General features: G+C 37.0%; 26 protein-coding genes. 15 read left to right on the top strand and 11 right to left on the bottom strand.

The features are described from left to right. The 3 genes from LKL37_RS05935 (at position 1) to LKL37_RS05925 (ending at position 2,234) form a co-directional block, all read left to right on the top strand. The gene (locus tag LKL37_RS05935) at positions 1-447 is read left to right on the top strand and encodes a PPC domain-containing DNA-binding protein (RefSeq protein ID WP_431609654.1); all 447 of its coding nucleotides are present in this window, start codon (positions 1-3) and stop codon (positions 445-447) included. Positions 448-495: 48 nt separating this feature from the next. After that, entirely contained in the window at positions 496-1,080 is a 585-nt protein-coding gene (locus LKL37_RS05930) for a Crp/Fnr family transcriptional regulator (protein WP_431609653.1), read from the top strand. A gap of 86 nt (positions 1,081-1,166) precedes the next feature. Then, positions 1,167-2,234 (top strand): SDR family oxidoreductase, encoded by a 1,068-nt coding sequence (locus LKL37_RS05925; RefSeq protein WP_431609652.1) that lies wholly within the window; start codon positions 1,167-1,169, stop codon positions 2,232-2,234. A gap of 234 nt (positions 2,235-2,468) precedes the next feature. On the opposite strand, the gene LKL37_RS05920 is transcribed toward LKL37_RS05925, so the two are convergent. From LKL37_RS05920 to LKL37_RS05910, 3 genes are read right to left on the bottom strand one after another with little or no spacing between them, the layout of a single operon-like run. Next, complete coding sequence (locus tag LKL37_RS05920; protein ID WP_431609651.1) at positions 2,469-3,272, bottom strand: helix-turn-helix domain-containing protein; 804 nt, start codon at positions 3,270-3,272, stop codon at positions 2,469-2,471. Between the two features lie 18 nt (positions 3,273-3,290). Next, positions 3,291-3,692, bottom strand: a complete 402-nt coding sequence (locus LKL37_RS05915; RefSeq protein ID WP_431609650.1) for a GlcG/HbpS family heme-binding protein — start codon at positions 3,690-3,692, stop codon at positions 3,291-3,293. A 4-nt stretch (positions 3,693-3,696) separates the two neighbouring features. Then, positions 3,697-4,491, bottom strand: coding sequence for an SDR family oxidoreductase (locus LKL37_RS05910; protein WP_431609649.1), 795 nt, complete (start codon positions 4,489-4,491; stop codon positions 3,697-3,699). A 237-nt stretch (positions 4,492-4,728) separates the two neighbouring features. On the opposite strand from LKL37_RS05910, the gene LKL37_RS05905 reads away from it, so the two are divergent. From LKL37_RS05905 to pdeM, 5 genes are all read left to right on the top strand, one after another. Further along, positions 4,729-5,751 (top strand): ligase-associated DNA damage response exonuclease, encoded by a 1,023-nt coding sequence (locus LKL37_RS05905; RefSeq protein ID WP_431609648.1) that lies wholly within the window; start codon positions 4,729-4,731, stop codon positions 5,749-5,751. Further along, a complete protein-coding gene (locus LKL37_RS05900) occupies positions 5,748-7,328 on the top strand; it encodes an ATP-dependent DNA ligase (RefSeq protein WP_431609647.1) in 1,581 nt (526 codons plus the stop codon). Before LKL37_RS05905 ends, LKL37_RS05900 begins: the two co-directional genes overlap by 4 nt. A 139-nt stretch (positions 7,329-7,467) precedes the next feature. Beyond that, positions 7,468-9,918, top strand: a complete 2,451-nt coding sequence (locus LKL37_RS05895) for a ligase-associated DNA damage response DEXH box helicase (RefSeq protein ID WP_431609646.1) — start codon at positions 7,468-7,470, stop codon at positions 9,916-9,918. A gap of 157 nt (positions 9,919-10,075) precedes the next feature. Then, positions 10,076-10,678 (top strand): 2,3-bisphosphoglycerate-dependent phosphoglycerate mutase, encoded by a 603-nt coding sequence (locus LKL37_RS05890; RefSeq protein WP_431609645.1) that lies wholly within the window; start codon positions 10,076-10,078, stop codon positions 10,676-10,678. Positions 10,679-10,727: 49 nt separating this feature from the next. Beyond that, complete coding sequence (pdeM, locus tag LKL37_RS05885; protein ID WP_431609644.1) at positions 10,728-11,372, top strand: ligase-associated DNA damage response endonuclease PdeM; 645 nt, start codon at positions 10,728-10,730, stop codon at positions 11,370-11,372. Between the two features lie 127 nt (positions 11,373-11,499). Here the strand turns inward: pdeM and LKL37_RS05880 are convergent, their stop codons facing one another. Next, positions 11,500-12,717 carry an MFS transporter gene (locus LKL37_RS05880; RefSeq protein WP_431609643.1) on the bottom strand — a complete coding sequence of 406 codons (1,218 nt, stop codon included), beginning with the start codon at positions 12,715-12,717 and terminating at the stop codon, positions 11,500-11,502. A 151-nt stretch (positions 12,718-12,868) separates the two neighbouring features. On the opposite strand from LKL37_RS05880, the gene LKL37_RS05875 reads away from it, so the two are divergent. The 4 genes from LKL37_RS05875 (at position 12,869) to LKL37_RS05860 (ending at position 14,645) form a co-directional block, all read left to right on the top strand. Beyond that, complete coding sequence (locus LKL37_RS05875; protein WP_431609642.1) at positions 12,869-13,459, top strand: TetR/AcrR family transcriptional regulator; 591 nt, start codon at positions 12,869-12,871, stop codon at positions 13,457-13,459. A gap of 69 nt (positions 13,460-13,528) precedes the next feature. Beyond that, positions 13,529-13,987 (top strand): hypothetical protein, encoded by a 459-nt coding sequence (locus LKL37_RS05870; RefSeq protein WP_431609641.1) that lies wholly within the window; start codon positions 13,529-13,531, stop codon positions 13,985-13,987. 2 nt (positions 13,988-13,989) lie between these two features. Then, on the top strand, positions 13,990-14,292 hold the full coding sequence (locus tag LKL37_RS05865; protein ID WP_431609640.1) for a DUF3817 domain-containing protein: 303 nt from the start codon (positions 13,990-13,992) through the stop codon (positions 14,290-14,292). Then, the gene (locus tag LKL37_RS05860; protein ID WP_431609639.1) at positions 14,289-14,645 is read left to right on the top strand and encodes a rhodanese-like domain-containing protein; all 357 of its coding nucleotides are present in this window, start codon (positions 14,289-14,291) and stop codon (positions 14,643-14,645) included. Before LKL37_RS05865 ends, LKL37_RS05860 begins: the two co-directional genes overlap by 4 nt. A 52-nt stretch (positions 14,646-14,697) precedes the next feature. Here the strand turns inward: LKL37_RS05860 and LKL37_RS05855 are convergent, their stop codons facing one another. Together LKL37_RS05855 and LKL37_RS05850 are read right to left on the bottom strand one after the other, a co-directional pair. Continuing rightward, the gene (locus LKL37_RS05855) at positions 14,698-15,651 is read right to left on the bottom strand and encodes a nitrilase family protein (RefSeq protein ID WP_431609638.1); all 954 of its coding nucleotides are present in this window, start codon (positions 15,649-15,651) and stop codon (positions 14,698-14,700) included. 66 nt (positions 15,652-15,717) lie between these two features. Then, positions 15,718-16,515: a helix-turn-helix domain-containing protein gene (locus LKL37_RS05850; RefSeq protein ID WP_431609637.1), complete on the bottom strand. Its 798-nt coding sequence runs from the start codon at positions 16,513-16,515 to the stop codon at positions 15,718-15,720. 121 nt (positions 16,516-16,636) lie between these two features. On the opposite strand from LKL37_RS05850, the gene LKL37_RS05845 reads away from it, so the two are divergent. Next, positions 16,637-17,143: a pyridoxamine 5'-phosphate oxidase family protein gene (locus LKL37_RS05845; protein WP_431609636.1), complete on the top strand. Its 507-nt coding sequence runs from the start codon at positions 16,637-16,639 to the stop codon at positions 17,141-17,143. Between the two features lie 222 nt (positions 17,144-17,365). Here the strand turns inward: LKL37_RS05845 and LKL37_RS05840 are convergent, their stop codons facing one another. The 3 genes from LKL37_RS05840 to LKL37_RS05830 form a co-directional block, all read right to left on the bottom strand. Beyond that, complete coding sequence (locus tag LKL37_RS05840) at positions 17,366-17,599, bottom strand: thioredoxin family protein (RefSeq protein WP_431609635.1); 234 nt, start codon at positions 17,597-17,599, stop codon at positions 17,366-17,368. Positions 17,600-17,608: 9 nt separating this feature from the next. After that, positions 17,609-18,493 (bottom strand): dihydrodipicolinate synthase family protein, encoded by an 885-nt coding sequence (locus LKL37_RS05835; protein WP_431609634.1) that lies wholly within the window; start codon positions 18,491-18,493, stop codon positions 17,609-17,611. A gap of 151 nt (positions 18,494-18,644) precedes the next feature. Continuing rightward, positions 18,645-19,100, bottom strand: a complete 456-nt coding sequence (locus tag LKL37_RS05830) for a cupin domain-containing protein (protein WP_255815289.1) — start codon at positions 19,098-19,100, stop codon at positions 18,645-18,647. A 101-nt stretch (positions 19,101-19,201) separates the two neighbouring features. Between LKL37_RS05830 and LKL37_RS05825 the strand changes: the two genes are divergently transcribed. Continuing rightward, on the top strand, positions 19,202-20,632 hold the full coding sequence (locus LKL37_RS05825; RefSeq protein ID WP_431609633.1) for a PLP-dependent aminotransferase family protein: 1,431 nt from the start codon (positions 19,202-19,204) through the stop codon (positions 20,630-20,632). Positions 20,633-20,731: 99 nt separating this feature from the next. Here LKL37_RS05825 and LKL37_RS05820 read toward each other — a convergent pair whose 3' ends face one another. Next, positions 20,732-21,868, bottom strand: coding sequence for an Atu1372/SO_1960 family protein (locus tag LKL37_RS05820; protein ID WP_431609632.1), 1,137 nt, complete (start codon positions 21,866-21,868; stop codon positions 20,732-20,734). 116 nt (positions 21,869-21,984) lie between these two features. Between LKL37_RS05820 and LKL37_RS05815 the strand changes: the two genes are divergently transcribed. Continuing rightward, complete coding sequence (locus LKL37_RS05815) at positions 21,985-22,773, top strand: AraC family transcriptional regulator (RefSeq protein ID WP_431609631.1); 789 nt, start codon at positions 21,985-21,987, stop codon at positions 22,771-22,773. 25 nt (positions 22,774-22,798) lie between these two features. Here LKL37_RS05815 and LKL37_RS05810 read toward each other — a convergent pair whose 3' ends face one another. Continuing rightward, entirely contained in the window at positions 22,799-23,299 is a 501-nt protein-coding gene (locus tag LKL37_RS05810; RefSeq protein WP_431609630.1) for a CinA family protein, read from the bottom strand. Between the last annotated feature and the right edge of the window lie 29 nt (positions 23,300-23,328).

Genomic DNA, 23,328 nt, shown 5'->3' with positions numbered 1-23,328 from the left:
ATGAATTATAAAGGAAAACATTGGTCTGCAAGAAAAGTGGGTCATATTTATATAGTAAGCCTTACCAATCATTCCAACATTGTGGAAGCTTTAACGGACTTTATTCAAAACCAAAATATTCAGGCAGGAGAAGTTACCGGAATAGGAGCTGTAAGTGAAGCCACTCTCCGATTCTTTAATCCATCAACCAAAAAATATGTGGATAAGACTTTCAAAGAACAAATGGAGGTCACCAATATTTCCGGAAACGTTTCTGAAATAGAAGGAAAACCGACTTTACACCTTCATATTACGTTGGGAAGAGAAGATTACACAGCACTCGCAGGACATCTTCTGGAAGCGAAAATTCAGGGAGCTGCAGAATTTATTTTTTATCCGTTGAATACCAGAGTTGTAAAAATGAAGAATGAAGAAATAGGAATCAAGCTCTATGATTTTGAAAAGTAGAACTTCAATTGTGGTTGAAAGTAGTATTTTTGAAGAAATATTTATCTGATGTTTGAGGTTTTGCTTTCTCATATCGAAAATAAGGTTGATATCACGGACGAACAGAAAAACCTTGTTCAGTCTTATTTTACCCTTAAAAAACTTCGCAAAAAACAGTATCTGCTTCAACAAGGAGATATCTGCAAATCACTGTCTTTTGTAAGTAAAGGTTTGCTGAAGTCTTATTTTCTGGATGAAAAAGGAAATGAACACATCAATATGTTTGCTTTTGAAGGCTGGTGGATTTCTGACTTTAACAGCTTTATCAATCAGGAAAAATCTGTACTGAATATTGATGCTATTGAAGAAACTGAAGTACTGATGATCACTTTGGAAAACTATGAAAAAATGATACTGGAAATCCCGGTGATGGATCGTTATTTCAGAATTTTATATCAAAACAGTCTCGTTACGAAAGATTACAGGCTCATTGTATCCAATAGCTATACAGCCGAAGAAAAATACCTTCAGTTGACACAAAAGAATCCCGAAATGATCAAAAGAGTTCCACACAATCTTATCGCCTCTTATCTTGGTCTGGCTCCTGAAACCATAAGCAGAATCCGTAAAAAGAATTCTCTGAATAACACTTGATCCAGATCAACCCAAATGCATGACCCAAATCAAGGGTAAAAGCCTGACGACAGCCATAATTTTGTACAAGAAATTTTACAATACTTATGGAAAATATTGCATTGGTAGTAGGCGCTACCGGAATTACAGGAAGCAACCTTGCCGAAGAATTAATTGCACAGGGCTGGACAACCTATGGATTATCCAGAAACCCCAACACCAATATCCCAGGTCTATACACCATTAAAGCAGACCTGATGAATGAGCAGAACCTTGTTGAAGCATTAGAAGGGATCTCTCCTACTCATATTTACTTTACCACGTGGATGCGCAACGACACAGAAGAAGAAAACATCCGTGTTAACAGTATGCTTGTGAGAAATCTGTTAAATGTTTTATCTCCTAAAAAATCGGTTCAGCATGTAGCTTTGGTTACAGGATTGAAACATTATCTGGGGCCATTTGAGGCTTATGCTAAAGAAGGAGTTTTACCGGAAACACCTGTCAGAGAAGAACATCCAAGACTTCCCCTCCCCAACTTTTATTATGCGCAGGAAGACGAAGTGTACAAAGCTTCCGAAAGAGACGGATTTACATGGAGCATTCACAGACCTCACACCGTAGTTGGATATGCTGTAGGAAATCTTATGAATATTGGAGCTACGTTAGCCGTATATGCCAGCATCTGCAAAGAAACCGGAAGAAAGTTCATCTGGCCGGGCTCTGAAGCACAATGGAACGGTGTTTCTGATGTGACGGATGCCAGAATATTGGCTAAACAATTGGTTTGGGCATCATCTACAGAATCTGCAAAGAATCAAGCTTTTAATATTGCCAATGGAGATGTTTTCCGATGGAAATGGCTCTGGAAAAGACTGGCAGACTGGTTTGGTATAGAAGCCGAAGGTTTCAACGGTACCATACGACCTCTTGAAAAAGAACTGGAAAACGACCACGAAATCTGGACAACAATAGCAGAGAAATATAATCTCAAAGAAACCAATCTTGATCGTCTGTCTTCAGCATGGCACACCGATTTGGATCTGGGAAGACCTCTGGAAGTGATGTGTGATATGTCTAAAAGTAGAAAACTGGGTTTTACAGCATATACAAGCACTGAAGATTCTTTTACAGATGTTTTTGAAAGATTGAGATCAGAAAATATGATCCCTTAATAACCTGTAGGAAAACGCAAAGACGTAAAATCTTAAATGATTGATAGATTCTCGCAGATTTTGTGATTAATCAACAGGCAATAAAATAATGCTTTGAAATATTCAGGACTAAATTTTATCGGAGATAAAATCTTTGCGCCTTAGAACAGTCACATTGTAAAACCTTTCTCGCGTCTTTGCGTTTTTCCAACAGTTACATTATAATATAATTTGCATTTTTTTAATGGTTAAAAGTTATACCTCTGTAGTCGTCATCCCAAATTTCTTTTTGAAAGAAGAATAAAAGTGAGATAAATTCTCAAAACCCAGATCAAGATAAATATCTGAGGGTTTTTTATCTCTGTTTTTAATTAAATAATACGCTTCTTTCAATCTTTTTTCTTTCAGCCATTGTTTGGGTGTCATCTGAAATGTTTTGCTGAAATCTCTTTTAAAACCCGAAAGACTACGTCCTGTAAGCCTTGCAAAAGCATCTACAGATACGTTGAACATAAAGTTTTTGTTCATAAACTCTTCAAGGTCAATTTTATGAGGTTCAGAAAAATCAAAAAGGAGGTTTTTAAGATCAGGATTACTCAATAATAGTAATTCTATAGCCTCTTTTACCTTTAAAACAGCCAGCTTAGGAGGTACTTCCTGCGTTTTATTGATGTAAGGCATAAGAGATGTAAAATAGCTTTTAAAAAAATCATCAGGCTCAAAAAATAATCGCTGATTCCCCGAAAAATTGGTGTGTATGGCTATTTTGTTTTCAGCAGCATACTGTCTCAGTGTTTCATCATCCAATGTAATAGAAACAAACTGATACTTTTCATGAGCAGAAGGATATTTAATTGTTCTGATCAGTTGATTTTTCCTGACCAGAACTACTGTATTTTCTTTAATCACCGTTTTACCGTGTTCATGAAAAGCATGAGTCTCTCCAGATATCTGAAATCCCAGAAAATGATCGGGAATAAACTCCTCATGGCCTCTGTAAGATTCAAAGGCGCATGAATAAACCAGTTTGTCAAATATGATTTCAGAAGTGTTTTCCATAATACAAATATCTGAAATTTAAGCAATAGCATGAGCTCCTGCCTCTGCAATTTCTTTATCCTGATCAGGAGTACCGCCTGAAGAACCTATTGCCCCTATAATCTTTCCTTCTGCATTTAGAAGAACAACACCTCCTGCAATGGTTAAAAGTCCCTCATTTGAATTCAGCATTCCATATCCATGGATTCCGGTTTCTGAGATAATACTTCCCATTACATCACTGTTTACCCCAAACATTACAGCTGTTTTTGCCTTTTTAATGGCAAAATCAATCACTCCATAGACACTGTCCAATCTTGCCAGAGCGATAAGATGTCCTCCGGCATCTACTATTACAATGCTCACTGGGATATTCAGGGATAATGCCTTTTCCTTTGCTGCCTGTAAAGCTTTTTCGGCTGTTTTATAACTCAATTCCATGATATTAGCTTTTTGCTGTCCATGCATCTGCCTGAAGCTGTTTTACAAAGTCTTCAGTATCTTTCGGATGTACATTTCTGAAATTACTGTTATCATCTAAAGCAACATTTACAATAACATCTGCCATAGATTGCGGATCAAGCTGGTGCGCTAAAGATTCAGCAGCTCCGTCAAACGCTGATTCCGGAGTGAAATTGATTTTCGGATCATACCAATGGAAAATAGAATCTACTCCTCTATCGTTGAACCCCGTTCCAAATACACCCGGATTACAAGTTGCAATCTTGATATTGACTGGAGCCAATTCAGTTCTCAGTCCTTCTGCAATAGCCTCCAAAGCATGTTTTGAAGAGCAATAAGCAGCAACATAAGGAACCGTCCATAAACCACCCATTGAAGAAGTGAAAACAATCTTACCACCTTTCTTCTTCTCAACAAATTTTTTGATAAAACCTTGTGCAAGATTCAGAGCTCCAAAAACATTTACTTCAAACATAGAACGGATAATATCTACGGGTTGCTCTGCAATCGGGCCGCCTTCCATAATTCCGGCATTACTGATGAGAATATCAATATTACCATATTTCTTTAAGATATAATCTATATCTCTTTGGCTCGTTACATCCAGTTTATCTACTGTCAGATCAACTCCCTGTTCTTTAGCTTCACGGATTAAATCACTCATTTGAGGATAAACCTGAGCCGTAGCAATTACTTTATGTCCTTTCTTAGCAAGATCAAAAGCAGCAATCTTCCCAAATCCGCTTGCTGCACCTGTAATTAAAATTGTTTTACTCATTGTATTCTTTTTTAATGATGGTACAAATTTCAAAGATTTTAAGAAGGTCAATATTGGCTCAACGTTCATTTTTGTATTGCTGAAAAGTTCAGGTGTTGCATTGAGAAAAGTTTCCCCAAAATCATTCATGCAAAAGAAATTTGATTATTGTATTTCAAATGTCAATAATTAAAAAATAATCAATTTATTGTAATTTGGTTAAGTTTTTGAAGCTTATTCTCTAAACCAGTCACACCATTGAAATTAATCACATTTACCAAAAAAGGAATTTACTGTCCACAAGGGAAATTCTATATAGATCCCTGGAGACCTGTTGACATGGCCGTTATCACCCATGGCCATGCCGATCATGCCCGCTGGGGAATGAAAAAATACCTTTGCCACCATTTCACCAAACCTATTTTGTATCAGAGAATTGGAACAGATATCGAATGTCAGAGTGTAGAATATGGTGAAGTGATTACCATTAATGGAGTCAAACTTTCACTTCATCCGGCCGGACATATCATTGGTTCTGCACAGATAAGGCTTGAGTATAAAGGGTATGTGACTGTAATTTCCGGGGATTATAAAGTTCAGGAAGATGGACTGAGCACTCCTTTCGAGCTGGTAAGATGCAACGAATTTGTCACAGAAAGTACTTTTGGCCTGCCTATTTACAATTGGCTGGAAGTTCCGGATTTAAATAAAAAACTCCAGAACTGGGTACTGAAAAATAAAGAAAACAATAAAACCTCTGTATTCATCGGGTATTCTTTGGGGAAAGCTCAGCGTATTATGAAGGCAGTGGAAGAATTGGGAAAAATATACGTCCATTATTCCATCGGAAAACTGAATGAAGCCTTTGAATCAGTAGGAATTGATCTTCCTGGATATACCATTGCCGATTTCAGAGAACGCCCAAAAGAAATGGAACACGAAATTGTCATTGTGCCACCCGCTTTGCTCGATAGTAATATCATCAAAAAAATTCCAGATCCGGCCACAGCAATATGTTCCGGCTGGATGCAGGTGCGCGGTGCAAGAAGGTGGCGGAGTGCTGATGCCGGATTTGCGATGAGCGACCATGCAGACTGGAAAGGATTATTACAGACTGTAAAAGCAACAGAAGCAGAATTGGTACACGTCACCCACGGACAGACGGAAGTTTTTTCAAAATATCTGAATGAAACAGGAATTAAGGCAGATGTTGTAGAAACACTTTACGGCGATGACGAAGAAGAACCTGAAAAAGAAAACCCAGAAAATCCGGAATCATGAGACATTTTGCAGAACTTATCAACGCATTGGAAACCACCAATAAAACCAATGCTAAAATTGATGCCATCATTGATTATCTGGAACGCGCTCCTGATGAAGATAAAGTATGGTTTATCGCTTTATTTACCGGAAAAAGACCCAAGAGAAATGTGAATACCAATTACATGAAAGAATGGGCGCTGGAAATCACAAAACTCCCCTACTGGCTGTTTCAGGAATCTTACTCTTCTGTAGGAGATCTTGGAGAAACGTTATCATTAATTCTTCCGCCTCCGGAGGAAAAAATAGAACGTTCATTATCAGAATGGATGAATGATATTGTCAGTTTAAAAGGCAAAACAGACATAGAAAAAAAAGAATTTGTCCTGCAGTCATGGAACGGACTGGATTATACCGAACGTTTGATTTTCAATAAATTAATTGGCGGAAGCTTCCGGATTGGAGTATCTGATAAGACATTAATCAATGCGCTGACTAAATTTTCAGGGCAGGAATCGAGTGCTTTGATGCACAGTTTAATGGGTAAATGGCTGCCGGATGAAGTATCTTTCAAAGAACTTATTGACGCAGAAAATGTAAATCCAGACAACTCAAAACCATACCCTTTCTGCCTTGCCTATCCCTTAGAAAAAGAAACCCAAGAACTGGGAAATCCTGATGAATGGCTGGTAGAATACAAATGGGACGGAATACGCGGACAGATCATCCGGAGAAACGATGAAGTGTTCATCTGGTCAAGAGGTGAAGAACTCGTGACAGAGCAATTTCCGGAAATTACAGAAGTCATACAAGCCATGAAAGGCAACTTTGTACTGGATGGAGAAATACTTGCGGTGAAGGATAGTAAAGTTTTAAATTTCAATGAATTACAGAAAAGATTAAACAGAAAAACTTTAACTAAAAAAATGCTCTCGGAAATACCGATAGAAGTCTTCGTTTACGACTTGCTGGAACTGGAAGATAACGATTTGAGAGAAAAACCTATCTCTTCAAGAAGAGCTTTACTTGAAGAATTATTATTGAATGAAAATCCTGAACGCATCAGTATTTCCAAAAGTCTGGATTTTGAAAAATGGGAAGAATTAAATGCTCTTCGTGAAAATTCAAGAGAAGTAAACAGCGAAGGATTGATGTTAAAACAAAAAAATTCCCCTTATCATTCAGGAAGAAAAAAAGGAGACTGGTGGAAGTGGAAAATCAATCCGTTTACCATTGATGCAGTTCTTATTTATGCCCAAAAAGGCAGCGGAAGACGAAGTGCCTACTACACCGATTATAGTTTTGCCGTGAAAAACGGAGATACTTTGGTGACCATTGCCAAAGCCTACTCAGGATTAACGGATAAAGAAATCATGGAAGTAAGCCGGTTTGTTACCAAAAATGCCATTGAGAAATTTGGTCCTGTAAGAACCGTAAAAGCAGAACTGGTCTTCGAAATTGCTTTTGAAGGAATTGGGTTCAGTAACCGTCATAAAAGCGGTGTTGCCCTTCGATTTCCAAGAATTATAAGATGGCGGAAAGACAAAACAGTAGATGAAATTGATGATTTGGAAGAGATTAAAAAATTAATACAGTAATATTTTAACGCAAAGACACTCTGTTCAGCTACAATAAAATACGAACTTTGCTAAGTGAAACGCCCTTGCGATCGAAAATAAAACAATATCAAATAAAATCCTAGCGCCTTTTGCGTTAAAAATTTAAATCAAATATAAATTGGCAGCTTTTGAACATACCGACGGATTCAAGATCATTCAGCAATGGATGACCGATAAAGCTATTGCGCCTTTCAAATTTCAGCTGGAAACCTGGAAGAAATTTGGAAATGGATACAGCGGAATGGTAGTGGCTCCCACAGGTTTTGGAAAAACTTTTTCTGTTTTTTTAGCTTTAGTTTCAGATTTCCTGAATCATCCTGAGCAATATAAAAAAGGACTGAAAATGATCTGGATAACTCCGCTCCGCTCCCTCTCTAAAGATATTGCGAAAGCCATGCAGGAAGCTATTGATGAAATCGGGCTCGACTGGGCTGTAGGTGTAAGAAACGGAGATACTGATCCTAAAGTAAGACAGCAGCAGGTAAAAAAGATGCCTGAAATTCTTGTTGTAACTCCCGAAAGTCTTCACTTGCTTCTGGCTCAGAAAAATAATGAAACCTTTTTCAGGGACATGAAATGTGTTGCGGTGGATGAATGGCATGAATTACTGGGTTCAAAACGTGGCGTCATGGTAGAACTCGGGATTTCGCAACTTAAAAAATATGTTCCGAAAATTAAGATCTGGGGAATCACAGCTACTATCGGAAATCTGGATGAAGCTATGGAAGTACTTATTCCATATGATATTAAAAAGACAAAAATTACAGCCAAGGAACAAAAGAAAATAGATATTCTCCCCGTTTTTCCGGATGAAATTGAAATATTGCCCTGGGCAGGACATCTTGGAAACAAACTTGCAGATAAAGTGGTTCCTATTATTCTGGAATCAAAATCTACCATTGTATTCACCAATACCAGAAGCCAGAGTGAAATGTGGTACCAGCTTTTGCTGGATGCTTACCCTGATTTTGCAGGTCAGATAGCCATCCATCACAGTTCTATTGATGCTCATTTAAGAATCTGGATTGAAGAAAATTTAAGTTCAGGAAAATTAAAAGCCGTTGTTTCCACATCCTCTCTCGATCTTGGAATTGATTTTAAACCTGTTGACACCGTCATTCAGGTTGGATCCGCCAAAGGAGTTGCACGCTTTCTGCAAAGAGCCGGACGCAGCGGCCACTCTCCTTTTGAAACATCCAGAATTTATTGTGTTCCAACCCATTCTCTGGAACTGATTGAAGTTTCAGCTTTAAAAGAAGCCGTAAAACAGAAGGTGGTAGAGCCCAGAGAACCACAGGTATTGTGTTTCGACGTGCTGGTTCAGTTTCTGATGACATTGGCAGTTGGAGATGGTTTTTATCCCGACGAACTTTATGAAAGAATCAAAAAAGTATATGCTTTTCAAGAAATACTGGATGAAGAATGGAAAAGCATTCTGGAATTTCTTACCATTGGCGGCAGTGTTTTAAAAAACTATGAAGAGTTTCATAAAATCGTCATTATGGAAGATGGCCTTTATAAAGTAACTTCAAGAAAAATAGCGATGCTTCACCGGATGAATATGGGCGTGATTGTAAGTGATGCGATGCTAAAAGTGAAATTTATATCCGGAGGTTATATAGGAATGATTGAAGAATATTTTATTTCAAAACTGAAAAAAGAAGAAAAATTTATTCTGGCCGGCCGTACTCTGGAAGTGGCTATGATCAAAGATATGACGGTGTATGTAAGAGCAGCTAAAGGAAGAGCTTTAGTTCCGAGTTATCTTGGCGGAAGGCTTCCTTTGAGTTCCAATCTGGGACATTTTTTAAGGGAAAAACTTTCACATGCTTTAAATCCGAAAGCTTCAGAAAAGGAATTGAAATTTCTGCATCCTCTTCTGATCAATCAGGAAAAAAATTCCCATATTCCCAAAGAAGATGAATTTTTGGTTGAAATGATCAAGAACCGTGAAGGATATCATTTGTTTATGTATCCTTTCGAAGGGCGTCTCGTACATGAAGTAATGGCTGCTTTGATTGCCTATCGGATCTCAAAACTGGCTCCTATTTCCTTCTCTATGGCAATGAATGATTATGGATTTGAACTCTTTAGTGATAAAGAAATCCCATTAAATGAAGACAATTTACAGCATATTTTAAGCAGAGATAATCTGATGAATGATGTGATTGCAAGTATCAATTCTGCAGAAATGGCAAGAAGAAAATTTCGTGATATTGCCGTGATTTCAGGAATGGTGATTCAAAATTATGCAGGCCAACAACGCTCCAATAAATCTTTACAAAGCTCTGCCGGACTCATCTTTAAAGTCTTAGAAGATCATGATCCCAATCATTTTTTAATAAAACAAGCGTATACAGAAGTCTTCAATATGCAGCTTCAGGAACAACGATTGGTAGAAGCTTTTAAAAGGATTGAAAAATCTGAAATTATCTTAAAACATTCCCGTTCTTTTACCCCGCTCAGCTTCCCGATTAAGGTTGACAGCTTAAGGCAGACTCTTTCAAGCGAAGGGTTGGATGCAAGAATAAAAAGAATGTTGAAACTGTCTAATATAAGTGATCTTTGATGATCAATTTATGTATTTTTCTCTTATAAAATCAGACTTGATGCCTGTTAATTTAATCTTATTCTTAGCCTAATATTCTAAGTTAAATTTCTTGATAATTTTAAATAATCACCGTAACTTAGAGTATACCTTCTTAGAAGTTTAAATAAAATTTAAAATGGAAAAATTGTTCTTAGTCCGTCACGGACAGTCACTCTGGAATCTTGAAAACAGGTTTACAGGGTGGAAAGATATCGATATAACTGAAGCCGGTATTGAAGAAGCAAAAAAAGCAGGTCTTGCTTTAAAAGGAGAAAAAATAGATATAGCATTTACTTCTGCACTGATCAGAGCACAGCATACTCTTTCTATTATCCTGAATGAAATAGGAAACCCTAATATTCCGGTCATCAAAGACAAAGCACTAAACGAACGTTCTTACGGAAATCTTGAAGGACTCAACAAAGCTGAAACCGCTCTGAAATATGGCGATGAGCAGGTTCATATCTGGCGCAGATCATTCGATGTGGTTCCTCCAGGCGGAGAAAGCCTTAAAGACACTTACAACAGAGTAATTCCTTATTTTGAAAGCCAGATAAGACCTTTGCTGAAACAAGGTGAAAATGTATTGATCGTCGCTCACGGAAACAGTCTTCGTGCTCTCATTATGTATCTTGAACATCTTTCTCCGGAAGAAATTTTAGAGAGAGAAATTGCGACCGGTATCCCTCTTACTTATGTTTTTGATGAAAAATTTCATGTAAGCAGGAAGGTTGGCTAAATATGGTCTAAATAGTTTAATTTTAAACATTCATTTTTCAATCCATCAAGTGTTTATAGCAACTAAAGATATTTCCATCCAAAACGAAACTTTCACTCTGACCAATCAGCGGGCGGCATTCTGGCAAAAAGAAAAAGCATTAATCCTTTCTGATCTGCACATCGGGAAAACCGCTCATTTTCGTAAAAATGGGATTGCACTGGCCAATTATATTATGAAAAGTGATCTGCAAAGATTATCGGCACTGATTGAATATTTTCAGCCTGAAAAATTTGTTGTGGTTGGTGATTTACTTCATGCCGGAGACAATTCTGATGTAGATGAATTCTGCACATGGAAAAACCAATATCCTGATATACAGTTTTATCTGATTGAAGGAAACCACGACCGGATTTCAGAAGCGTTGGAGAAAAAATTATGCTTTCATCACAAATCTGAATACATTGAAATGGATAATATTACCTTTATTCACGATTTTGATTCCACCAGATCCGGATTTCAGATTACCGGACATATTCACCCCGGAATTGTCCTGAATTCTGCTGTAAAAAATATAAGGCTTCCCTGCTTTGCTCTCAGCAGCAATCAATTATTATTACCTGCTTTCAGTGAATTTACAGGTCTGGACACAAAAAACCTGCCGAAGAAAAGCACCTTTTTTGTGTTTACAGATGCAGAGATTTATGAAATCTGATGATATAAGGTGTTAGTGCTATCTGACATGAAAAAATAGCGTCATTACATAAAAAAGATATCTTGTAAGTAAGAATCCATGTCAAGGTTTTAAAACTTGACATGGATTGATGAGTAAAATAAAAATATTAATTTTTCTTACTTAAACGGATACTGTAAACGGTAATCAATACGGTAACCAATAGGAATAATGCTCCTATCCATGGCGTACTTTCCAGACCTAAAGAAGAGGTAACAATCATTCCTCCTGCATAAGATCCAATCGCAATCCCAATATTAAATGCAGCAATATTAATCCCTGAAGCTACATCCTCAGTTCCCGGAAGTTCTTTTTCCGCAATCTGTACCACCAATAACTGAAGTCCGGGTACCGAAGCAAATGACAAAGCACCTAAAAAGAAAAGTGTAATGATGCTTAAAACCGGACTGCTTACTGTGAAATAAAAAGCAAGCAATACCAATCCCTGTGCTGCAAACATCCATAGAAGGGCTTTCAAAGGATTCTTATTGGCTACTTTTCCTCCAATCAGGTTTCCTAAGGCAATGGCAATTCCATAAATCAAAAGGATGAAAGTGACCGTAGATTCCTGAAATCCTGTTATTTTCTGTAAAATAGGCGACAGATAAGTAAATACTACAAACGTACCTCCATATCCCATCGCTGTCATTAAAAAAGCAAAAATCAGACGTCTGTTCCCAAGCACTTTAAACTGATTTTTTATAGAAGCGGTTTTTCCGTTTTTCAGATTGTTGGGAACCAATAATAAACTGGCAACCAGCCCAATAATCCCAAGGATTGAAACACCTATAAAAGTTGCTCTCCATCCGAAATGCTGTCCTATAAATGTCCCTAGCGGAACACCTGTTACAATTGCGAGCGTAAGCCCGGCAAACATAATGGAAATTGCGGTAGCTCTTTTCTCTTCAGGAACCAGCGAAGCCGCAATGGTAGAACCGATAGAAAAATAAACCCCGTGGGCAAATCCCGTAAGTATTCTTGCTAAAACCAAAGTTATAAAACCCGGAGCTATCGACGCGAGCCCGTTTCCGATTACAAATAGCAGCATAATAGATACCAATAGCATCTTGCGCGGAATTTTTCCTGTTAATGCCGTTAATATCGGTGCTCCGATAGCCACCCCTATCGCATAAAGACTTACCAGCAGCCCTGCTGAAGGAATCGTAATTTCAAGGTCGGAAGCTACTGTAGGAAGAAGCCCAACAATCACAAATTCTGTAGTTCCTATTCCGAAGGCACTGATCGTTAGTGCCCAAAGTGCTGCAGGAAGACCTTTTTTAGCAGTCTGTGCTGCAGTTTTGATCTGTATTTCTTTTTGAAAGTTCATTGTCTTGTATTTTGTTGATTTTGACAAGACAAATTTCCGACGAATAATTGTATTATAAAAATTATTTAAATTGTATCAAAGTATCAGAATAATGATATATTTTATTTTACATTTAAAATGTGTTCCTTTGTACAATAATCATCAGTTTTTAATGAAAAAATCAGAAGCAACCCGCCTTACTATTCTCCAGAAAGCGTTCGAATTGATCTATGTGAAAGGTTTTCAGACCACAAGCATTGATGAAATTATCGCAACGACCCAGGTGACGAAAGGTGCTTTTTATTATCATTTTAAAACCAAAGATGAAATGGGATTGGCCATTATTACGGATCTGATGAAACCCAACTTCAGAAAAACTTTCATTCATTCTCTTCAAAGCAGCCAGAATCCTTTAGACAGTATTTATAACATCATGTACCATCTCCTGATCGAAAACGACTTTTTAAAAGTGGAATACGGCTGCCCTACTTCTAATTTTGTGCAGCAAATGGCACCTTGGCATCATGCTTTTACGCAGGCATTGCATGAACTTTCAAAAGAATGGGAACAGGCTCTTGCAGAAAGTATTGAAAAGGGTAAAGAAGCCGGACTCATCAGAAAAGAAGTAAATGCAGAAGAAGTGAGCGTTTTTGTCATTTCAGGCTACTGGGGAGTGAGAAATCTAGGTAAACTCGAAAACTCAAAAGAAGTGTATTTTATTTATTTAAAAGGACTTAAATCTTATTTTAAAACCCTTCAATAATTTTTTTATCAAAAAACATACTAATTAGTATGTTTTTGTTTTACCTTTGCTGCATTGAAAAAATAAACGATGTATCAAACCCTTACATTTTTACATTCACTCACCCGATGGCTGGTTCTCATAAGCTTAATTTATTCAATTTACCGTTCTTTTAAAGGCTATTTTGCAGACAGAAAATTTACAGGAATAGATAATACAGTCAGGCACTGGACGGCTACTATAGCCCACATCCAACTGATCATAGGAATGATCTTCTATTTTAAAAGTCCTGTAATCCAATACTTCTGGAAAAACTTTACCCAAGCTAAAGAATCCTTTGAACATGTATTTTTCGGTTTGATTCATATTTCACTGATGATTACAGCGATTATTATCATCACGATTGGCTCCGCTTTAGCCAAAAGAAAACCTTCGGATAAAGAACAATTCAAGACGATGGGTTTATGGTTTTCAATAGCATTGATTATCATTTTCATTGCTATTCCGTGGCCTTTCTCACCATTTGCAAACAGACCTTATTTCAGATAATTATGATAGATTTATTTAAAACAAAGATCGGCCGGCTGAGAATTCTGGCTATTTTAGAAGGAATTTCATTACTGACACTGGTACTTATTGCTGTACCGATGAAATATTGGATGGAAAATCCTTTATTGGTAAGACTTATTGGTCCCGTTCACGGAACATTATTTTTGCTTTTCCTGTTCAATACATTGAGCGTTGGCGTGGAACAGAACTGGAAATTTAAAGACACGACATGGAAAGTAATTCTTGCCTGCTTTATTCCTTTTGGAACTTTTTATATTGATAAAAAAATCCTGAGCAAATTATGAAAAATCTTCTTCTATTCTGTGGAATAGCTCTTATTGTATATATTGTATACAAAGTTTACCGATTCCAGACCTTAGATAATGGCTTACCGGAACTGCTCAAAAAAAGAGCTGTTATTCTTGATGTAAGAACTGAAAAAGAATATGACACAGGCCACATAGAAGGATCTGTCAATATATCATTAGGAACAATAAGAGAACGGTATGTAGAATTAGATCCGGAGAAAACATATATCACAGTGTGCTCCCACGGACTCCGAAGTGTGAAAGCAGAAAATATTCTCAAAGAAAGAGGCTTCAAACATATCTACAACGGAGGTGCATGGACAGACCTGCAGAAAACAATCCAACCATAAAAAGAAAGAATGAATCTCTTCTGCATGGCCTTTACAGAAGAGATTCTATTTTTTAAAGTGTTTTATCTTCAAGCCATACTACTTTTTGTTCTGATGAATGCTCCTGCCCAATGATATCCCTGTATAATTCAGGTCTTCGGGCTTTAATATACCGGTACCCTCCTGCCTGAGTAAGCTTTTCAGGAGTAATGACAGCGGTTTCAAAACTGTCTTCCCAAGAACGGCATTCTGCAATCACATCTCCGAAAGGGTCTATAATCATGGAACATCCATTTTTTAACTGATCATCATCCATACCTACGGGATTTGAAAAAATGATATAAGCTCCATTATCATAAGCTCTGGACGGAAGCCATTTCATCAGCCAGTCTCTGCCTTTCATTCCGTCAAATTCTAAGCGTAAAGAGGTAGGATCTGCTACCCTGTTTTCCCAAAGCTGAGGATCTACAAAACCAGCTCCCGGTCTTGTGGAAGGCGTACACATCGTAACATGAGGCATGAAAATAATTTCAGCACCCAAAAGTCTTGTAGCTCTCACATTTTCAATAACGTTGTTATCATAACAGATAAGAATTCCACACTTCCAGCCCATAATATCAAATACACAATATTCATTGCCAGGGGTAAGATTCGGATTAATAAAAGGATGTAGTTTTCTGTACTTAGCTTTAAGTCCGGTTTTATCAACACATACATAAGCTTTGAAAAGGTTATGATGTTCATCTTTTTCAAACAGTCCAGCCAGTAGGGTGATATTATGCTTAGCAGCAATCTCCTGCAGTCTTTTAATACTCTCGCCATCCGGAATAAGTTCTGCAATATCAAGAAGCTGTTCTCTGGAAAGTTTTCGGGCAAAAGTATACCCTGTAATGGAGCATTCATGGAAAGCAATCACATGAGACCCTTTGGATGCTGCCTCACCAGCTAATTTTTCTATGACAGATAGATTATAGGCTTTATCTCCACTTTTATTTTCAAACTGTGCGGTTGAAATTTTAATATTCATTGATTTTTTTAAGCAAAACTAGATTGTATTGCCTGCGAAAAATTGTACAAAACCGACATTCCTGTTTTATAGCTCAATAAAATTAACAGCCATTTTATTTTCTGTATTCAAATATTGCTTGGGAGTAAGTCCGATATTATTTTTAAATTCTCTGATCAGATGAGACTGATCAGAATATCCGGCTTCATAGGAAAGTGTCGTCATATTTTTATCATCAATCTCATGATTCATAAGACTTAAAAAGTAATGAAGGCGGATAATATTTCCGTATTTTTTGGGAGACATTCCTATATGATATTCAAACTTTCTTTCCAGCTGACGCTCAGAATATCCGGTAAAATGCTGCAAGTCTTTAGAGGATACAGCACCTTTACTTTGAAGAAGATATTTCTGTGTGGCGGCTATAAGATGATGATCTATATTTATTCTTTCCGATAAAAAATGAGTAAAAAAGGTATTCAGATCATTGATAATACTTAAAGAATTTGTTTTATTAAACAGTTTTTCCTGAAATATTTCCAGTTTATTCTTCAGTACATCTTCTACCGAAATAATTTGATTACTCGTCTCTTTAGCTGAAGTTTTTAAAAGGATATTCAGAAAATAAGGTTGAAATACAACCGCAATCAGGGAAAACCTGCCTTTTGAAGAGAAATCTTTGTAACCGTTTAAAGTGCCATAAAAAAAGGAAAGCGGCATACGATCCTCAGAAATGCCGGAATACAGTTTCATGTCTCCGGATAGTATCAGTCCGGAGCTTCCATCAGTAAAGAGTCTTAAATTCCTCATATTCTCTCCGGAATTTTCCAAAAAGATATAATGCCTTATAAAAGGAGCCAGATGTTTAGGAGGCGAAATCTGCATCCATCAAATTTACGTAAAACTTATTTATTGAAAAGAAATCAACCCAAGGTACCACACTTTATTCCCTTTTGGTCAGGTATTTGAATGTTTTAATGAATACCAATCACTAAAATATTATATTATGTCAACACAAAATCTTACGCATCTGGAAGCGATCAAAAAGATCAAAGAACTGTCAGAAAAAGCACGAATATGTATGTTCTGTACAGAATTGGAAACAACTCCCATCAATTCAAGACCCATGACACTACAGGAAACAGACGATAGTGGCAATCTCTGGTTTATCAGTAGTGGAACCAGCAACAAAAATTTTGAAATAAAAGAAGACCGAAGAGTACAGCTGTTTTTTATGAATAACAGCGATTCTCAATACCTTTCTGTGTATGGCGAAGCCTCTGTTTATAAAGATAAAGCTACCATTGAAGATAAATGGTCTCCATTAGCCAAAGCATGGTTTGACGGAAAAGATGATCCCAATGTTACCATTATTCGTGTAGAGCCTAAAGAAACCTATTATTGGGACACCAAAGCAGGAAAACTGGTCAGTCTCTTTAGTTTTGTAGCTTCTGCCATTACAGGGCATAAAACCAATAATTCTGATGGTGTAGAAGGAAATGCAATAATTTAGAGGTTTCAAAATAAACAATAAATTTTCTCGCAGATTAAGCAGATTTATATACTATTATCTGTGTAATCTGTGAGAAACTAAAATTTGCAGTATTGAATTTTATCGGAGATAAAATCTTTGCGTCCTACAACACCACGCATATATTACCTCTGCACCTTCCCGTTTTAAATAATAAAAACGGCTCAAGAATTTGAGCCGTTTATACAAGATTAATGTGATAATCTAACCTTTCACATCTTCCATAGACGCTCCAAAATTAATATGAAGAACATTCCCGTTAGGAGTTACTAACGCAGGTACAGATTTCACACCTGCCTTTTCAGCGTCTTCAATTCTGTTTCTGTCATTACCCAAATGGATAATTTCAACGTTTTCTAAACCTATAAGGTTAACGATATCATGTTCTGCGCTAATGCATACAGGGCATCCTGCATGATAAAAAAAGGACTTTTTCATAAGATTGTATTAATTAATAAGGGTTTTAATAATATTTTTTAATTCTTCGGTTTCTTTTTCGTGTAAAGGTTTTAAAGGACTTCTTAAGTTCCCGCCATCTTCACCCAGAATATTCAGACCGGATTTCACGGCTCTTGGTAATCCTTTGTTCACAATAAATTTTAAAAGATCAAACTGTTGATAGAAAATCGTTTTTGCTTTTTCAAGATCACCTTCTTCAACGGCATTGTAAAGACTGATATTCAGTTCAGGAATAAGGTTGGGTGCAGCTGTACACCATCCTCTTGCTCCCGCAGAAAATGCAGCCAGAGCCAAAGGATTTGAACCATTATAGAAAGCAACTTCCTCTCCTAATTCTCTTCTCAGATAATGCATTCTCTGAATATCTCCCGTACTTTCTTTGATCATCGTTACATTAGGAATTTCAAGAAGTCTTTTCAGCAAAGCCGGAGACATGTCTACTCCACTTGTTGCCGGATTATTGTACGCCATAATCGGGATAGAAATCTTATTGGCTACGGCATCGTAATGTGTTACAATTTCATCATCAGTTAGCTTCCAGTAGCTCATCGGAATGATCATAACGGCATCAGCTCCTGCTTTTTCAGCAAACTGGGCATGATGAATGGTTTTCTCTGTTGTAAGATTCGAAACCCCTACAAGCGTTGGAATTCTGCCTTTTACCTGTTGTAAAGTAGCTTCAGTAACTTCTTCTTTTTCTTCATCAGACAGATAAGGCATTACACCAGTACTTCCCAATGGTGCAATACCGTGGCTTCCGGAAATGATCAGTCTTTCTACCAAATGTTTGAAAAGAGGAATATCTACTTTTTCATTTTCATCAAAAGGTGTTATGGGATAGGCAATGATGCCTTTAAATGGCACATTTTTCATGTTTTGTTGGTTTAAAAGTTTAAGATTATTATTAAACCATTAAGAAAGAATAAGTTATTAAGAGTATTAAGTATAGTTCCGCTTTTAAAAAATCATATCCGATATCAATCCAATTAAAAACTATTCGCCTTAATGGTTTAAACTCTTGATACTAAAGGTCTCTCCCTTCTTCTTCTCTCAAAGCAACTCCTAAGTTTTGCAATTGAGGGGCATTTTCGCAGGCAATATATTTTGCAGATTCCGTATCACTTAGATTCTGATGTTTGTGCCAGGCCCAGGAAGGAATATATACGGCATCTCCCGCTTCCCAGTGTACTCTTTCATCTTCTACTTCTGTCCAGCCTTTTCCTTCAATGACAAATAATACAGTCTCATACGTATGGCGGTGTCTGTTGGTTTGCTGCCCGGGAGTAAGCCCTCCAATCGTCATGCTCACATTCTTACTCGGAAGATCTACAAAGAAAACCGGATGTTTTCTTTCTGTTGAAAATTGATTGTGCTCTCCTGCATTTTCTACATTTTTATGAATCAAATGGCTTGGTTTTACATACTTCGGTCTTGCGAAAGTTTCGTGGAAGTCTTTAGAACTGAATTGTTTCTTATCCATGATTTTAAAATTATTATGGTTTTGTGCTTTATTGCATGACAAAATTATTCTATATTTGGACTGTTTAAATGATTCAGTTTTTACATAAATAGATAGTCCAGATGTTGCGCCCTTGGAAATTGGAATTAGAAATTGATAAAAAGCTTGATAAAGCAGTTTATCTACAGATTGCGGATACTATTATTACAGATATTCGCTCAGGAAGACTAAAAGCCGGAGATGCACTTCCCGGAAGCCGAAACCTTGCACAGACTTTGAAAATCAACAGAAACACTGTTGTAGAAGCATATCAGGTGCTGATCAACGAAGAATGGGTGATTTCCAGAGAAAGGAAAGGTATTTTTGTATCAGAGAATCTTCCTTCTTTGCTTGAAAAAAATATGGATTTAGTCTATGATTCAAACCATCAGCCGACAATGCCCAGCGGAATTTTAATCAATTTCGATGATGGCCACCCTGACAGTAAAATTGCTCCTGTAACAGAGCTGGCAAGAGCCTACAGACAAATTTTCAGCATCAAAGCAAAATGGCAGATGATGGGTTATGGAGATGAACATGGCGATATTGAATTCAGAAAAATGATTTCTCAAATGCTTAATCACCAGCGTGGAATGCATATTCATGAAAATGAAATTTCTATTACCCGAGGCAGCCAAATGGGGATGTTTTTGACCGCTCAAAGTCTTTTAAATTCCGGAGACTGTATTATTGTTGAAGATCCCGGATATCAACCTGCCTGGCAAGCCTTTCAATATGCAGGAGCACAACTTTTGCCCGTGCCTTTAGATCAGGAAGGAATCAGTATTGAAGCTGTTGAAAAACTTTTAAAGCAACATCAGAATATAAAAGCAATATACATTACTCCCCACAGGCAATATCCAACAACAGTTACTTTGAGTTTGGCAAGAAGATTAAGACTGATTGAACTCTCCAATCAGTATAATTTGACCATCATTGAAGATGATTATGATAACGAGTTTCATTTTGGTTATCGTCCTATCCTACCTGTTTCAAGCTTTCCTGAGCTTCATAATTATGTCTATATCGGAACATTAAGTAAGGTAGTAGCACCTGCTTTGAGGATCGGTTATCTGGCCACTAAAAATCAGGAATTACTAAAAAGAATCGGTGATTTGAGAAAGATTATTGATGTACATGGAGATGTGATTATGGAACAGGCAGTTCTTCAGCTAATTAAAGAAGGGGCTGTAAAAAAGCATATCCGAAAGGCTACCGTCCATTATAAGAACAAAAGAGATTTTGTGTTTGAATTGTTGAAAAAATACATGAAAGACATCGCAGATTTTACATTGCCTGAAGGTGGTCTTGCTTTTTGGATTGTTCCTAAAGTACAGTTAGATTGGGATGTGGTAACGGCTTTGTTATTAGAAAAAAATATTAAGATTATTCATCCGAAACAATACAGCCAAAATCAGGTAAATGGATTCAGATTAAGCTATGGAGCGCTTTCTGAGGAACAGCTTGAGCACAGTATTCCTTTGATTGCTGATATTTTTTCTAAATTTTTCTAATCTTTTTTGAATTATGAATGTCTCAGATTTACATAGGTATTGAGTTCAAACCTTAAGTATATCTGAGACATTCATATCTTAATTAAAAAAAATTGAAGTTTACTCTACTTCAAAAACCGCCTGAATTTCTACTGAAGATCCCACCGGAATAGAAGAAGCTCCCAAAGTAGCTCTGGCATGTTTCCCCTTCTCTCCGAAGACTTCAACTGCAAGATCAGAAGCAACATTCATCAGATCTGCATGTTTTGTATAATCATCTTTGGTATTGAAGATTCCCGTAAGCTGAACACATTGTTTTACTCTGCTTAAATCTCCTCCTACAGCCTCATTCAACACAGAAATAACGTTCAGCATGGTTACTTTTGTAGCGTCTTTTACCTGCTGTTCGTTCACTTCTACTCCTAATTTTCCGGGATTAAAAATTTTTCCGTCTTTCAAAGCTACCTGATTAATAAATACCAGATTTCCGGAACGGACAAACGGCTGATAATTCCCTGCCGGTTTTGGAACCTGTGGAAGTGCAATATTTTTCTGCTTTAATATTTCACTGAAATTCTGGTGGCTTTCAGCAACAGCAACAGTTTTTTTCGGGTGTGTATCTTTTAATGCCAAGGCTACTTTTGCAAAATTTCTTCCCTGTAGCTCAGCAATATTTCGTTCACCTTTGGTAGGTCTTTCAACATCTTTTAAAGAAGCCATGGTGGTAACGCCCAATACAGTATTTCCCTGTGGAATAGCTTTATTCAGTTCTTCTGTTCCACGAATCCCATTAGAAACCAGCACCATTCCGTGAACCGCAAGACTATTCCAGAAGGCCTGAAGAGCGAGCTCCTTTCCTGCCCCGCTTCCTGCAGACATAAAAACGGTAGTCGGGACTCCTTCCAAAGCGTGATTGGTCCATAACTGAACCGTTTTGGATAAAAATTCGCTCATTCCAGTACTGATATTTCCGAAATAAACGGGTGAACCAAAAGCAATTCCGTCATAATCTGTAAGTTGATCTACTGTTGCTACCGGAAGATTTTTCAAATTTGGATTTTGTGATGCTTTGACTAATTTTATGGTGGAAACTGCATTGTTTTCACTTTCAATTCCTTTGGCTATTTCCTTAGCCAGTTCGTAAGTTCCGCCATTGTCTGAATGGATAAGAACCAATATTTTAGCTTTATTTTGTGCCATGATGTTGGTGGTATTAGATAATAAAATTAAAACAAAAAAAAGACATAGTTTTTTCATTCTGAATAAGATATAGATTATAATTTATAGTAATAATGTAGTGATTACATTAATAATACAAAATTACTAATGGCGTTTTTATTAAATTTGCCAAAATATACATACAAAACGACAGCATGAAATGTGGATTGATTGAAAAAACAGAAAGCCAGTTTGTAGATTCCATCGAAAAAGAAGCTTACGTGTGGTGTGAAAAGAATTGGAAACATGATGACTATGAGCACAGACACAACCGTGCCCAGCTTACTTTTGTGGAAGAAGGTTATCAGTATTTTCATATCGACAGGAAAATTTATCTTGTCCCACAACATCATGTGATCTGGATTCCTTCGGGGAAAGCCCATAAAATAACTTCAGAAGCCCAAACAGTGAATCTGATGGTATTCCTTTTTAAATCTGTTTTTGAAGAGGAATTTTATCATAATGTTCAGATATTTGCCGTTCCGCCCGTATTAAAGGAAATGCTTTTGTATGCCTCAAAATGGAATCAAGCTTTGGATGAAAACGAAGAACAGGATATTTTTTTTAAAGCTATTTTAAAAAGTCTTCCCAACTTCTGCAAGGAAAGCAGCGGCCTGGAAATTCCTGTACCTGCTGATACCAGGCTGATTCCTGTATGCAGTGATATCAATGCTCATTTTAAATATAATCTGGATATTGATTCTTTAGCTGAAAAAGCACAAATGTCTGTGAGAAGCCTTCAGAGAATTTTTAAAAATGAAACAGGAATTACCCTGCAAAAATATCTTCAGCTGACAAGGATTTTAAAAAGCATTGAACTGATAGACACTAAACAATATACTCTGAGCGAAGTTGCCTACAAAGTTGGGTATCAAAGTCTATCAGCATTCACATCATCTTATTTTGCCATTATGCAGACCAAGCCAAAGGTGAATAAGAATTAAAGCCTTAAGGTATGAAATCTGAAGTTTATTTTAGAATTAAAACTCTGTTGAGTTCACTTTTAAAACATCCCAGAATAAATTCGGTATAATATAACTGAGCATTGAGAGCCTGGGTTTTAGGATGGAGTTCCAGTTTTTTGGTAAGTATAATTTCTCCTTTATAAGCAAATGAAAAATAAGCGAAGACTTTATATCCGGAATTGATAGTCGGGGTAGAATAACCGGTTGTAGAAATAGACCAGTCGGATTCAAAAAGCTTTGCTACATGGAGTGCCATCGTCTGAGAAATAGCTTCTGAAGCACCATCATGTTCATCAGGTCCTGGTCTGTTTACTTTAAGGAGCTTTACTTTTTCCGGCAATGTATACGTTGTTATTCCGCCTTTGTAGAATAAAGGAGCGTCTGACATCTGGGAAAAAGCGAGCTGTAAACATCCGGAAGTAACACTTTCAGCAATGGAAACAGATTCATCAGCTGCCACAAGAAACTGGCTTATATAATCGAGAAGATTTTGTTGAAATTTCATATGAGTATATTTTGAGAGGTTTCTAAAAG

Source organism: Chryseobacterium sp. 'Rf worker isolate 10' (assembly GCF_050753305.1).
In the GTDB taxonomy this organism is placed as follows: Bacteria; Bacteroidota; Bacteroidia; order Flavobacteriales; family Weeksellaceae; genus Chryseobacterium.
This window is presented reverse-complemented; position numbering and strand designations above follow the sequence as displayed.